This is a genomic window from Pleomorphomonas koreensis DSM 23070 (assembly GCF_000425185.1).
GTDB classification, from domain to species: domain Bacteria; phylum Pseudomonadota; class Alphaproteobacteria; order Rhizobiales; family Pleomorphomonadaceae; genus Pleomorphomonas; species Pleomorphomonas koreensis.
Genome location: NZ_AULH01000021.1, coordinates 22312 through 35625, shown reverse-complemented (window position 1 = coordinate 35625; position 13314 = coordinate 22312). Strand labels below are relative to the sequence as shown.

Below are 13314 nucleotides of genomic sequence, written 5' to 3'. Positions count from 1 at the left end.
CAGCTCAGCCTTTCTTGCCCGACTTGGCGAAGGCCGCGTGATACTCGTCCGCCAGCTTGCGCAGCGAACGCCCGATGCTGGCGTATTCATACTCGTTGAGATTGGCGAGCGACGCGCGTCCCGAGGCGTGTTGCGTCCCGAACCCGCGCCCCGGCAACAGCACGATCCCGGTCTCGTCGGCGATCCGGAACAGCAGCTCGTTGGCGGCGAACTTGGTCTTCGCCCAGGCCGCGAACTCCTCTCCATAGAGCTTGGCGCAGATCTTTTCGAGGTCGAGAAGGGTATAGTAGTCGACGGAGTTCTCATCGTCCGGCATGTCGATGCCAAGCTCGCCGTAGAGCGCCGCCTGGCGACGGCGGATCACCTTCTTCAAGGTGGTCTTGTAGCTGTCGTGCTCGTCCATCAGGGCGAACAGCGAGAACAGCACCATCTGCACCTGCTGCGGCGTCGACAGGCCGGCGGTGTGGTTCAGCGCCACCGTGCGGCTGTCGGCCACCAGGCGATCGATGAACTTCAGCGCCGGGACGTCCGTCGTGAGGGACGAGTACCGCCGGTCGAGAAGCGCCTTGGCGTCCTTCGGCAGTTGCGCCAGCTTGGCGTCGAGGACATTGTCGCGATGCAGGGCGACCGTACCCAGGCGCCACCCCGTCGCTCCGAAATACTTCGAGTAGGAGTAGACCAGGATGGTGTTGTTCGGGCAGACCGCGAACAGGGACCGGAAGTCGTTGGCGAACGTGCCATAGACGTCGTCGGTCAGGATCATCAGGTCGGGCCGGTCCTCGCGCACGATCTTGGCGATCTTGTTCAGGCTGCGCTCGTCGAGCTTGACCGACGGCGGATTGCTGGGGTTGATGCAGAAGAAGATCTTGATCGCCGGATCCTTCAGCTTCTCCAGCTCGCTGTCGGGATACTGCCACCCGGCGTCGGGATCGGCGTTGATCGTCACCTCCTCCAGTCCGTAGGAGTCGAGCTGCGGGATCTCGATGTAGGGGGTGAAGACGGGCATGCCGATGGCCACCTTGTCGCCGGCCTTCACCAGCTGGTTCTCCTTCAGGGAATCGAAGATGTAGGTCATGGCGGCGGTGCCGCCCTCGACCGGGAAGACATCGATGTTCTTGGAAGAGATGCGACCTCCGGCCATCTCCTTCATGAGATAGTGCCTGACGATCTCCTCGCTGATGCGCAGCATGCGCGGCGGAACGGGATAGTTGCAGCCCAGAACGCCCTCGACGATTTCCTGCAGGAACTCGGAGGCGGAGAGGCCAAGCTGGTCGCGGACGTAGCTCAGCGCGCGCCGAAGGAAATCGACGCCGTCCTGATCGCGGTTCTCGCTGGTAAACCGCTCGAAGCGGGCTTCGATACCCTCGATCTTCGGCAGGCCGCCGACGCCCTCCTGCATGTAGGAAAAGGACAGTTCCGATTCCGTGGCGGCGAACAGGCCCAGCCGGAAGAAGGCGCGGCGCGGCAGGGTGGCGAGGAAGTTGGGGTTTCCCCGGCCGGCGTTCAGCATGACCTTGTCGGCCTTGCTCGAGGCGAGCTTGATGAGTTCGTCCTTCAGCTCGAAGGGGCTGAGCTTGGAGTACTTGCTGTAGTCGGTCATAAAAATGGCTCCGATGCGGCTAGAGCAATTCCAGCAAAAGTGGGAACCGGTTTTGCGTCTGGAATTGCGTCTGAACAAAGAGTTAGAGCATTTCCGGCGAACCGGATTTCACCGGAAATGCTCTAGACGAAGGCGACCACCAGCGGGCCGAGCAATGTCAGGAAGACATTGGCCAGCGCATAGGTGATGGCGAACGGGGTGGTCGGGATGGAGTTGCCGGCCTTGGCCAGGACCTCGCCCAGGGCGGGGTTGGCGCTGCGCGAGCCGGCCAGCGCACCGGCGAAGACGGCGACGTTGTCGTAACGCAGGATGTAGCGGCCGACGAGCATGGTGATCAGCAGCGGCAGGACGGTGACCACCACGCCGATGAGGAAGATGGAAATGCCGCTCTGCATGACGGTATGCACGGCCTGCTGGCCCGACTGCAGGCCGACGACCGCGACGAATCCGGCAAGACCGAGATCGCGCAGCAGCGTCGAGGCGGCGGTCGGCATGTTGCCCATGGTCATGTGCCGGCTGCGATACCAGCCGAACAGGAGGCCCGACAGCAGCGCGCCGCCACCCGAACCGAGGGTCAGCGGGATCGAGCCGATGCGCCACACCAGAAGACCGATGAGCAGACCCACCACCAGGCCCAGACCGTGGAAGACGAGATCCGTCTTGTCGCTCGGGACGATGGCCGGGCCGACGTGACCGGCCAGTCTCTGCAGATCTTCCTGCACGCCATGCACCGTCACGATGTCGCCGGCCTGGATGACGGTGTCGTCCTTCAGGTCGAGCTTGATGCCGCCGCGCGTCACGGCGAGCACGTAGATGCCGTGGCGCAGATCGGGGTTGGCCTTGAGGATATGGCCGACCGTGCGGCCGACGAAGTCCTTGCCGCTGATGACGATGTCGCGGGTGGTGACCACCAGGTCCATGCCGTCGGCGTCGGGTGTCTCGGGGCCCAGCTTGTCATCGAGCCCGACAACGCCGGCGCGCCTGCCGACCACCAGGACCAGGTCGCCGGATTGGAGCTTCAAACCGGGGTCGACACCGATGATCTTGCCCTTGCGCTTGATGCGCTCGATGGTGATGGCGCCGCCCTGTGCCGAGGACTCGATCGCCGCGACCGTCGATCCGGAGGCCGCGTCGATCCTGTAGATGCGGCCGACCAGTTCGGGCATCGCCGGCGACTCGTCGACGCCGTAGATGCGGGCGCCCTTGAGCATCTCGGACTGGGCCTTGACTGCGTCGTCGCGGATGCTGCGCCCGACGAACCAGGGCAGGACGTTCACGCAGAGGATGATCGCGCCCAGCGAACCGAAGATGTAGGTCACCGCATAGCCGATGGCGACGTTGGCCTGAAGGCGCTGGGTTTCATCCGCCGCGAGGCCGAGCTTGCTGATCGCCGAACCGGCGGTGCCGATGATTGCGGATTGGGTCAGCCCACCGGCGGCAATGCCGGCGGCGATGCCCTTGTCCAGCGAGAAGATCTTGGCCAGAATCACCACCGTCGCCAGACCGCTGACGGCAAGCACCACGGCCATGACGATTTCACGGATCGACTTGCGGCCCAGCGACCGGAAGAACTGCGGCCCGCTCTCGAAGCCGACGGCATAGATGAACAGCGCGAACAGCACTGCCTTGATGCCGTTGTCGATGGGCACGCCGAGCTGGCTGATGGCGACGGCGGCGAGGAGCGAACCGGCGACGCCGCCCAGCTGGAACTTGCCGAACTGAAACTTGCCGATCCAATAGCCGATCGCCAGTGAGAGGAATAAGGCGATTTCGGGAGACTGCTTGAGGATATCAGTCAAGAAACTCATGAACGCTCTCCACTACTCTGATGAACTTGATGCGGAGCTGTTACGACACCGAAGATTCAATTGACCTGCTGGCCGAGACAAATGTCCCGGCGCCTGGACGCGTGTATCGACTTCAAGGCGTGAGGAGAAATTCTCAAAGGTGGATCGCGGTTGGCTGTCTATCGACCTCGTAACCTTCCTGAACCGCATCAAGGGTCGGAAGGGCTGGACGCTTTTGTCCAGAGCACGGTCGCGATGAGCTTACGGCGGTCGATCGCCGTCGCTTCTGGCGTGGACCTTGAGACAGGGTCCGCAACGGGCCGGCAGCGTCACCTCGGCTTCACCAGCCTCGGGGCTTCCTTCGATCGTTGCACGTCCGGTAAACACCACGATCATCGCGGTATGATCCTCGGGTACATCAAACACAAAATCCGCGCCGGCTTTCAGGCCAGGATCGCGCACGTTGGGGGTGTAACGACCTCGGATGTTCTTGGTTCCCGCGATAAATACCGGATATGGAATGCATACCGCTACCAACGGCAACCGTTGCCTGCATGGGGCGTGGGAAGCCGCGGACCGCAATGCGGAGGCGATCAAGGCGGGGACTGGCGCATCGCCGGCGCGGTAGCCGATCAGGAAAGCGGGGAAATCCCGGCCGCGCCCGTCACCGGTCCCGTGCGGATCGTCCGCGGCGGATCGCGGCGCAAGTCATCAGAAATGTACATGGCAGCCCGGTCGGCTGCATCCTGCTTGCGCTGTGGGGCGGACGAAACCGGCCGCTAACCATCGATGTCGATGTCCGATCGCGCAAATGTGTAGCGAGCATGGGCGCGGCTCGCCTCGGCTGAAATGCCGGAGGTTTGCCTCAGGGCCCATCTTCATCAAAGAAAAAGGGCGGGCGCCCCAAGGTGCCCGCCCCCGTTTCAATCCCGGCCGGTCAGACGGCGGCCGGCTTCTTCAGGATCCTGAGCAGCGCCGCCGTGACGATCGTGCCGGCGATCATCGCGACGACATAGCCGCCGAGGCTGGAGACCGCGTTGGGGATCGGCAGCACGAAGATGCCGCCATGCGGCACGCGCAGCTGCGCGCCGACCGCCATCGAGATCATACCGGCCACGGCCGAGCCGGCCATCAGCGAGGGGATGACGCGGAAGGGGTCCTTGGCGGCGAAGGGGATGGCGCCTTCGGTGATGAAGGAGATGCCCAGCACCGCCGCGGCGTTGCCCGCCTCGTGCTCGTCGGCCGAGAAGCGGTCGGCGAACAGCTTGGTGGCCAGCGCCAGCCCGAGCGGCGGCGTCATGCCGGCCACCATGGCGGCGGCCATCGGCTCGTAGAGCTGGCTGGCGATCAGACCGGTGGCGAAGGTGTAGGCCGCCTTGTTCACCGGGCCGCCCATGTCGAAGGCCATCATCATGCCGATGATCGCACCGAGCACGATGGCATTGGCCCCCTGCATGCCCTTGAGGAATTCGGTCAGCCAGGTCAGCGCCGCCGCGACCGGCTCGCCGAGCACATAGACCATCAGCAGGCCGACGATGGTCGTGCCGAGCAGCGGCAGGATCAGCACCGGCTTCAGGCCGTCGAGATTTCGGCCGAGCTTGATGTAGCGGTTGAGGTAGAGCACCACGTAGCCGGCCAGGAAGCCGGCGACGATGCCGCCCAGGAAGCCGGCGCCGATGGTACCGGCGATCACGCCGCCGACGGCGCCCGGTGCGATGCCCGGTCGATCGGCGATCGAATAGGCGATGAAGCCGGCCAGAATCGGCACCATCAGCGAGAAGGCCTGCTTGCCGATGGTGAACAGTGCCTGGCCGAGCGTGCCGGCGTGCGCGTCGTCGTAGACGTAGATGCCGCCGAGGGCGAAGGCGAGGGCGATCAGCAGGCCGCCGGCCACCACGAACGGCAGCATGTAGGACACGCCGGTCATCAGATGCTTGTAAGGGCCGGAGCGCTGCGCGGCGCGGGCGGCCTTCTCGGCAGCCACTTCCTGGGCGAGATCGCGCTTGCCGCCGGCGGCCGGCGCGCCCTGGACCGTCGCCGCGACGAGGGCCTTCTCGACCAGCGCCTTGCCGTTGGCGATCGCGCCCTTGGTGCCGGTGGTGTAGACGCGCTTGCCGGCGAAGCGCGACATGTCGACGTTGGTGTCGGCGGCGATGATCACCAGCTCGGCGGCGGCGATTTCTTCCGCCGTCAGCGTGTTCTGCGCGCCGACCGAGCCCTGCGTCTCCACCTTGACGGCGTAGCCGAGCGCCTTGGCGCCCTGCTCGACACCCTCGGCCGCCATGAAGGTATGGGCGATGCCGGTCGGGCAGGAGGTGATGCCGACGATCAGCTTGACCGCCGCCGACGCGGCAACCGCGCCGGCCGGATCGGTCAGGGCGGCGTCGAGCGTCAGCCGGCGGACGGTCTTGCCGGCAAAGCGCGCCTCATCGGCCACGTCGCCGAGGATGAGCACCGCGTCGGCGGCGGCGATCGTCGCCGCGTCGAGCGGCGCGGTGACGCCGGCCGGCGTCTGCGTCTCGATGCTGAGGGAGGTACCGGCGGCCTCTGCCGCCTTCTTCAGGGCCTCGGCGGCGATCAGGGGCTTGCTCCCCGTCTCCTTGACGCCGATCACGACTGCTAACTTTGCCATTGTCATCCTCCGATGAAGTGCTTTTCCCGCGCCAGACCCCCCGCGAGAATTCAGGGATACTCACCAATTTCAGGTCCTAGAGGCGGGTGATGTCCGCCCGTCCGGCCAGCGCGACGACCACGGCGCGTTCCGGCAGGTGGGGGCCGATGCGCGCCAGCTTGGCGGCCGCGAAGGCGACCGCCTGCCGGGCAAGGGCCTCGAGCGGCAGGTCCTCGGCGAGCGAGGTGGCGATGCCGGCCACCATGGCGTCGCCGGCCCCGACGGTGCTGAGCGCCTCGACCACCGGCAGGCGGGCGTTGAGCGTCCTGTCATCGGTGACGAACAGCGCGCCTTCCTCGCCGCAGGAGACGACGACCAGCCGCACGCCGCTTTTGACGATGTCCCGGGCGGCGCCGATCAGCGCATCGAGGTTCGGCAACGGGTGGCCGACCAGTTCCTCGAGTTCATGCCGGTTGGGCTTCACCGCGAAGGGCAGGGATCCGCCCTCGGCGGCGAGCAAGGCCCGGAGCGGCGCGCCCGAGGTGTCGGCCACCACCTTGGCGCCGGCGCCATTCAGCGTCGCCACCAGCGACACCAGCGCTTCCGGTTCGATGCCGGCCGGCAACGAGCCGCCGATGACCATGATGGTGCCGGCCGTCACGGCGCCGAGTGCGGCGGCGGTCACCCGCTTCAGGCTGTCCGCGTCGACGACGAGGCCCGGCGTGTTGAGGTCGGTGGTCTCGCCGGAGGCGGTGTCGGCGATCTTGATGTTGGTGCGCGTGTCGCCGGGTATGCGGATGAAGCGATCGGCGATGCCCTTCGCCGAAAACAACTCGACGAAGGCGCCGTCGTTGGCGCGCCCCAGCACGCCGGTCACGGTTACCTGTCCGCCCCAGTCGGCGGCGCAGGCGGCAACGTTGACACCCTTGCCGCCGGCATTGGCCTGCCCCCGCTCGGCGCGGTTGACGCCGCCCTGAACGAGGCCGTCGACTTCGATGGTCAGATCGACCGCCGGGTTGAAGGTGATGGTAACGATCGGCTTCATGCCTCGTCTCCCGAACCGAAGGAGGTCTCAAGCGCCCGCACGTCACGGGCGGTCCGCGCGGCGACCGCCTTGTCGGCCAGCGCCTTGAGATCGGCCATCGAGGCGCTGCGCAGGCGCACCTTGACGGCGGGGATGTCGCGCACCGTCATCGACAGCTCGTTGACGCCGAGGCCGGCCAGCAGCGAGGCGCCGAACGGATCGCCGGCGATGCCGCCGCAGACGCCGACCCAGCGCCCGTGCATCGCCGCGCCCTCGACGGTCTTCCGGATCAGGCGGAGCACCGCCGGATGCAGGCTGTCGGCCTCGGCCGCCAGTTCGGGATGCTGCCGGTCGATCGCCAGCGTGTACTGGGTGAGATCGTTGGTGCCGATCGAGAAGAAGTCGACATATTCGGCATAGACGTCGGCCATCACCGCCGTCGACGGCACCTCGACCATGATGCCGAGCGGCACGGCGGGCGCGCCGACCTCGGCCCGGATCTCCTCGGCCACCGCGCGGACGGCCAGGATCTCGTCGAGCGAGGTGATCATCGGCAGCATGATCTTGAGGTTGGCGCCGGCCTTGGCGACACGGTAGAGGGCGCGCAATTGCGGCCGCATCAGGTCGGGCCGGCGCAGGGTCAGGCGGGTGCCGCGCACGCCGAGGAACGGGTTTTCCTCGCGCGGCAGCTTCAGGTGCGGCGCCTGCTTGTCGCCGCCGATATCCAGCGTGCGGACGATCAGCGGCCGGCCGCCGAGGTTCTCGGCCATGGCGCTGTAGGTGGCGAACTGCTCGTCCTCGCTCGGCGTGTGGCCGCCGTCGAGGAACAGGAACTCGGTGCGCATCAGGCCGACGCCCTCGGCGCCCTGATCGATGGCGCCGGCGACCTCCTGGGGCTTGTTGATGTTGGCGCCAATCTCGATGGGGTGACCGTCGGTGGTGGAGGCCGAGAGCGCGCGCCCCTCGGCCTCCGTGGCGGCGCGCTGGACATCGGCCTCGATGTAGGCGCGCGCCGAGGCGAGGTCCGCCTCGCTGGGGTCGAGGTAGAGCCGGCCGGCGGCGCCGTCGAGAATGGCAGTCGTTCCCGCCCTGGCGTCGAGGAGGCCGGCGCCCAGCGCGACCACCGCCGGCAGGCCGAGCGTGCGGGCGAGGATGGCGGTGTGCGAGGTCGGGCCGCCCTGGGCGGTGGCCAGACCGGCGATCAGCCGGGTGTCGAGGCCGATGGTATCGGACGGGGTGAGGTCGGCGGCAACCAGGATCGACGGCGTCGAGGGCAGGGTGATCGCCGAGCCGCGCACCGCTTCCGGCGCCAGCTTGGCCAGCACGCGGCGGCCGACATCGCGCACGTCGGAGGCGCGGGCGGCCAAAAGCGCGTTGGCGTTGGTCTCGAGCGATGCCGCCACCTCGTCGACGGCGGCCCGCCAGGACCAGGCCGGGCCGTGGCCGGCGACGACCAGCATGGACGCCTTGGTCAGGATTTCCGGATCGGCGAGCAACTCGGCATGCGCCTCGAAGATCGCCGCTTCCGCCGGTCCCACCTTGACGGCGGCCTCGCTGGCAACGGCCTTGAGGTCGTCGAGCGTCGCGGCGATCGCCTGATCGAGGGCGGCGGAGGCCGAGACGAGATCCATCGGCGTGTCGGCGATCTCCACCGCGGCGCTCTTCAGCACGTGAACCGGGGCGATGACGACGCCGGGAGCGGCAGCAACGCCGGAAAACGTTTTCAGATTGCTGGCTGGCGTCCAGCCCTTGCGGCCGGTCGGGGCGGGCGCCCTGGCGGCGTCGGCCTTCTCCTCGGACGACAACCGCTCGATCACCTGCACGAAGGCGGAGAGAGCCACCGCGGCATTGTCGCCTTCGGCGGAAATCGTCAGCGTTTCTCCGGCGCGCAGGCCCAGTTGCAGCAGGGAAACCAGCCGCGTCGGGTCGGCGGCGTCAGCGCCGCGCCGCACCTGCAGGCGCACGCCGGCGGCCTTGGCCGCATCGACCCAGCGGCTGGCCGGACGGGCATGCAGGCCGTTGGGATAGTCGACGATCCACTCGACCTTCAGGGGAAGATCGGCCGGCACGGCGGTTTCGGCCGTCAGGCTGGCGGCGACCGTCTCGTCCAGCGCGGCGATGATGGCCAGCGGGTCGTCGACCTCGAACAGCGCCTCCAGCGCCGCCTCGTCCTGGAACAGCCGGGTCAGCCGGCGCAGCACGGCAATATGGTCGTCCGACTGGGCGGCGATCGCCACGATCAGCTTGACGGTCTGGCCCTCGTTCCAGGTCAGGCCGCCGGGAACCTGCAGTATGGCGAGGCCATTGTGCTTGATCAGGCCGCGGTCGGCATTCATGCCGTGCGGAATGGCAACGCCGTGCCCGAGATAGGTTTCGGCCACCGCCTCGCGGCGCATCATGCTGTCGGCATAGGCCGGATCGATGTAGCCGCCGCTCGCCAGCAGGCCGCACGCCTCGCGGATGGCCGCTTCCTTGGAGGCCGGCGCCGCCTTGAGGCGCGTGAGTTCCGGTGCGAGCAGTGGTTTGGTGCTGATCGACATGAGATTTCCCTCTCCCCGCTCATCAAAAAACTGAAAACCTTTTCAGATTGATTCAAGCCCATATCATGGGCAATCTTTCCTTGAAAAGCTGGGAAAACCCGTATTGAAGGCAGTTCCCAGACGTGATTGTTTTCGCCGCAGACGGAGAACGATTTTAGCCATGAGCGTCGGCATCAAGGATGTGGCTGTTGCAGCGGGTGTTTCGCCGGCGACGGTTTCGCGCGTTCTCGCCAACCACCACGTCAAGCCGGAGCTGCGCGAGCGGGTGGAAACCGCCATCCGGCTGACGGGTTATCGCCCCAACCTGTCGGCGCGCCGGCTGCGCTCGCAGCATTCCAACACCATCGGCCTGATCGTTCCCGACATCCGCAATCCCTTCTTCACGACGCTGAGTCGCGCCGTGGAAGACGCCGCCTACAAGGCGAACATGCGGGTCGTGCTGTGCAATACCGATGAGAACCCCAGCCGCGAGACGATGTATCTGCGGCTGATGCAGGAAGAGCGGGTGACCGGCGTCATCTATGCGCCCACCCGCGAGACGGCGGCGCAGCTCGACCGGCTCAACTTCGATTTCCCGGTGGTGCTGGTCGACCGCTACGGTCCGGCCGGCAAGCATGATTCGGTGGTGCTCGACAACCGTCAGGCGTCGGCGGCGCTGGTCGAGCATCTCCATGCCCGCGGCTTCAGGTCGATCGCCGGGCTGTTCGGCAACACCTCGTCCACCGCCCGCGACCGCCTCAGCGGCTATACCGAGGCGATGCAGGAGCGCGGTCTGAAGCCGCGCACCGATTTCGTGGCGCCCAACCCAGACGCCGCCGCCGTCGTGGCGCGCCAGATCCTGTCGCGCAAGGATCGTCCGGATGCGCTGATCGCCTCCAACGGCCTCATTCTCCTCGGTATCGCCCAGGCGATGCAGGAGCTTGGCCTGCGGGCGCCTGACGATCTCGCCGTTGCCGGCTTCGACAACGAGATCTGGACCGGCCTGATCGGCTCCGGCCTGACGGTGATCGAACAGCCGGTGGCCGACATCGGCCACTCGGCGATGCGCCTGCTGTTCGAGCGCATCGAGACGCCGGAGATGGCGCCGCGCGTCGTCATGCTCTCGGGCAAGCTGATCGAGCGCAATTCGACGAGACGTCTTTCCTGATATCCAAGCTATCCCGCCGGACTCATCGGGCGACGAGCGCGCTTCCCGCCCGGTAGAGGACGTAGGCGGCAACGCAGAACACGACAGCGGCGAAGATCCGGTTGAGCGCGTCCTTGTTGACCGACAGCCGGCTGGCCAGGTTGAGCCCGATGAGGCCGCCGGTCAGCCCGCCGGCCAGGAATTCGGCGGCGACGCGCCAATCCACCAGGCCGGAGGCGGCGTAGTTGACCGCCGTCGTCAGCCCGAACACGCCGACCGCCATCAGCGACGAGCCGACGGCGTTGATCGTCGCCATGCCCGTGGCGAAGATCAGCGCCGGCACGATCAGGAAGCCGCCGCCGATGCCGAAGAAGCCGGATGCGGCGCCGGCCAGCACCGCCATGCCGGCGGCGCGATAGCAGCTGCGGCGGGTGATGGGCGGATTGCCGTCCGGCATCGGGCGGCGCGGTCGCAGCATGGAGGCGCCGACGGCGACCATGGCGAGACCGAACAGAAACAGCAGCGCGTCGCCGTCGATCAGCTTGCCGAGCGTCGAGCCGGCGAAGGCGCCGGCCATGCCGAAGGCCGAGAAGACGATGGCGCAGCGCCAGAGCACATGGCCCTTGCGGGCGTGGCCGTAGAGATTGCCGAAGGCGTTCAGCGACACGGCCAGCGCGCCGGTTCCGAGCGCCACGTGCGGCGACGCGACACCGACGAAGTAGAGCAGCAGCGGCGTCGCCAGCACCGAGCCGCCGCCGCCGATCAGGCCGAGCACGAAGCCGGACAGGGCGCCCGACAGGACGGCTGCAATCGCCTCGAAGATCACGCTTCATCCCCCGGAAAAGACGCGCCTCCCCTCGGGGGAGGCGCGGGTTCGTCCATGCCGGTGCCGGCCGTCGGCTGGCTCAGGCAAGCACCTTGCGCGAGAAGTACCAGTCGGTGGTCTCCAGCCCTTCGGCGAGGCGGGTCTTGACGTCGTCGACGGTGATAGGCGCGCCGACCAGCACCTTGTCGCCCGGCTGCCAGCCCTCGGGGGTGGCGACGCCGTTCTTGAGGCTGGTCTGCAAGCCCTTGACGAGGCGCATGATCTCGGCAACCGAGCGGCCGTTGGTCATCGGATAATAGACCATGGCCCGGAGAATGCCTTGGGGATCGATGATGAAGGTGGCGCGCACCGCCGAGGTGTCGCCGGCACCCGGATGGATCATGCCGTAGGCCATGGCGACCTCCATCTTGAGGTCTTCGATGATCGGGAAGGGAATGGTGACGCCGAACTTCTCCTCGATGTTCCGCACCCAGGCGATGTGCGAGAAGATGCTGTCGATGGACAGGCCGAGCAGCTCGGTGTTGATCGACTTGAACTCGCCGGCCGCCTTGGCGAAGGCCATGAACTCGGTGGTGCAGACCGGCGTGAAGTCGGCCGGGTGGGAGAACAGCACCAGCCACTTGCCCTTGTAGTCGGCGAGCGAACGCGGCCCGAAGGTCGTCTTGGCGGAGAAGGCGGGCGCCTGCTCGTTGATGCGCGGCAGGCTGACGACGGCGGCGGCGGCCGGAGCGGCGGCTACCGGAGCGGCGGCCACGGGGGCGGCGGCGGTCGGCGCGGCGACGGTCTTGGGGGCGGAATCGGTGCAGCTCATGATGTTTCCTTTTGGTTGGGCCTGGTTGTCGGGCTCGGATCTCAAAGGCCGTCGATCGGCACCTTGAGGAAGCGTTTGCCGGAAGTGTCCGCCTCGGGCAGGCGGCCGGCTTTCATGTTGACCTGCAGCGACGGCAGGATCAGGCGGGGCATGTCGAGCGTCGCGTCCCTGGCGGTGCGCTTGTCGACGAAGGTCTGTTCGTCGATGCCGTCGCCGACGTGGATGTTGCGGGCGCGCTCCTCGGCCACCGTCGTTTCCCAGGCCATGCCGCGTGTCGACGTGCCGTAGTCGTGGCACATGAACAGACGCGTCTCGGCCGGCAGCGCCAGGATGCGCCGGGCGGAGCGGTAGAGGGCGCGGGCGTCGCCGCCGGGAAAGTCGGCGCGGGCGGTGCCGGCATCCGGCATGAACAGCGTGTCGCCGACGAAGGCGGCGTCGCCGATCACATGCGTCATGCAGGCCGGCGTGTGGCCGGGAGTCGACAGGGCCACCGCCTCGATGCCGCCGATGCCGTAGCGGTCGCCGTCCTGGAACAGCCGGTCGAACTGGCTGCCGTCGCGGGCGAACTCGGTGCCCTCGTTGAACACCTTGCCGAAGGTGTCCTGCACGATGGTGATCTTTTCGCCGATGCCGATCCGGCCGCCGACACGCGCCTGAATGTAGGGGGCGGCGGACAGATGGTCGGCGTGGACATGCGTCTCGATCAGCCATTCCACCCCGAGGCCGCGCTCCTCGACGAAGGCGATGACGGCGTCGGCCGACCGATAGGAGAGACGGCCGGCGGCGTAGTCGATGTCGAGCACGCTGTCGACGATGGCAGCGGCGCCGGTGGCCGGGTCGGCGACGACGTAGCTGATGGTGTGGGTGTCCGGATCCGGGAAGGCGGTGACGTCCGGCCTGCCCATGCCGTCTCGGGTTTTCTCGCTCATCGCTTCCATCCCGCGTTTATCTGTTGCTCCTTACATAAGGAGTCTCTAAATCACTGGGAA

General features: G+C 67.2%; 9 protein-coding genes. 1 reads left to right on the top strand and 8 read right to left on the bottom strand.

The features are described 5' to 3' along the window. Window positions 1-4: 4 nt before the first annotated feature. The 5 genes from H512_RS0117060 to ptsP all read right to left on the bottom strand — a co-directional run bounded on the left by H512_RS0117060 (window position 5) and on the right by ptsP (window position 9562). A complete protein-coding gene (locus H512_RS0117060) occupies window positions 5-1600 on the bottom strand; it encodes a bifunctional aspartate transaminase/aspartate 4-decarboxylase (protein WP_026784482.1) in 1596 nt (531 codons plus the stop codon). 122 nt (window positions 1601-1722) lie between these two features. Then, window positions 1723-3408, bottom strand: a complete 1686-nt coding sequence (gene aspT, locus H512_RS0117055) for an aspartate-alanine antiporter (protein ID WP_026784481.1) — start codon at window positions 3406-3408, stop codon at window positions 1723-1725. A 916-nt stretch (window positions 3409-4324) separates the two neighbouring features. Beyond that, complete coding sequence (locus H512_RS0117050) at window positions 4325-6019, bottom strand: PTS fructose transporter subunit IIC (protein WP_026784480.1); 1695 nt, start codon at window positions 6017-6019, stop codon at window positions 4325-4327. 76 nt (window positions 6020-6095) lie between these two features. After that, entirely contained in the window at window positions 6096-7043 is a 948-nt protein-coding gene (gene pfkB, locus H512_RS0117045) for a 1-phosphofructokinase (protein ID WP_026784479.1), read from the bottom strand. Beyond that, the gene (gene ptsP / locus H512_RS0117040) at window positions 7040-9562 is read right to left on the bottom strand and encodes a phosphoenolpyruvate--protein phosphotransferase (protein WP_026784478.1); all 2523 of its coding nucleotides are present in this window, start codon (window positions 9560-9562) and stop codon (window positions 7040-7042) included. Before ptsP ends, pfkB begins: the two co-directional genes overlap by 4 nt. A gap of 160 nt (window positions 9563-9722) precedes the next feature. Here ptsP and H512_RS0117035 point away from each other — a divergent pair, with 160 nt between their 5' ends. Further along, the gene (locus H512_RS0117035; RefSeq protein ID WP_026784477.1) at window positions 9723-10709 is read left to right on the top strand and encodes a LacI family DNA-binding transcriptional regulator; all 987 of its coding nucleotides are present in this window, start codon (window positions 9723-9725) and stop codon (window positions 10707-10709) included. 22 nt (window positions 10710-10731) lie between these two features. On the opposite strand, the gene H512_RS0117030 is transcribed toward H512_RS0117035, so the two are convergent. The 3 genes from H512_RS0117030 to H512_RS0117020 form a co-directional block, all read right to left on the bottom strand. Then, entirely contained in the window at window positions 10732-11514 is a 783-nt protein-coding gene (locus tag H512_RS0117030; protein ID WP_026784476.1) for a sulfite exporter TauE/SafE family protein, read from the bottom strand. 79 nt (window positions 11515-11593) lie between these two features. Further along, on the bottom strand, window positions 11594-12325 hold the full coding sequence (locus H512_RS0117025; RefSeq protein WP_036792324.1) for a peroxiredoxin: 732 nt from the start codon (window positions 12323-12325) through the stop codon (window positions 11594-11596). Between the two features lie 41 nt (window positions 12326-12366). Further along, complete coding sequence (locus H512_RS0117020) at window positions 12367-13254, bottom strand: MBL fold metallo-hydrolase (RefSeq protein ID WP_084798577.1); 888 nt, start codon at window positions 13252-13254, stop codon at window positions 12367-12369. Between the last annotated feature and the right edge of the window lie 60 nt (window positions 13255-13314).

What these genes read in the sequence shown, in the direction of transcription:
- pfkB (WP_026784479.1), bottom strand. Translation starts at nt 7,043, where the DNA reads ATGAAGCCGATCGTTACCATCACCTTCAACCCGGCGGTCGATCTGACC.
- H512_RS0117025 (WP_036792324.1), bottom strand. Translation starts at nt 12,325, where the DNA reads ATGAGCTGCACCGATTCCGCCCCCAAGACCGTCGCCGCGCCGACCGCC.
- aspT (WP_026784481.1), bottom strand. Translation starts at nt 3,408, where the DNA reads ATGAGTTTCTTGACTGATATCCTCAAGCAGTCTCCCGAAATCGCCTTA.
- H512_RS0117060 (WP_026784482.1), bottom strand. Translation starts at nt 1,600, where the DNA reads ATGACCGACTACAGCAAGTACTCCAAGCTCAGCCCCTTCGAGCTGAAG.
- H512_RS0117020 (WP_084798577.1), bottom strand. Translation starts at nt 13,254, where the DNA reads ATGAGCGAGAAAACCCGAGACGGCATGGGCAGGCCGGACGTCACCGCC.
- H512_RS0117050 (WP_026784480.1), bottom strand. Translation starts at nt 6,019, where the DNA reads ATGGCAAAGTTAGCAGTCGTGATCGGCGTCAAGGAGACGGGGAGCAAG.
- H512_RS0117035 (WP_026784477.1), top strand. Translation starts at nt 9,723, where the DNA reads ATGAGCGTCGGCATCAAGGATGTGGCTGTTGCAGCGGGTGTTTCGCCG.
- ptsP (WP_026784478.1), bottom strand. Translation starts at nt 9,562, where the DNA reads ATGTCGATCAGCACCAAACCACTGCTCGCACCGGAACTCACGCGCCTC.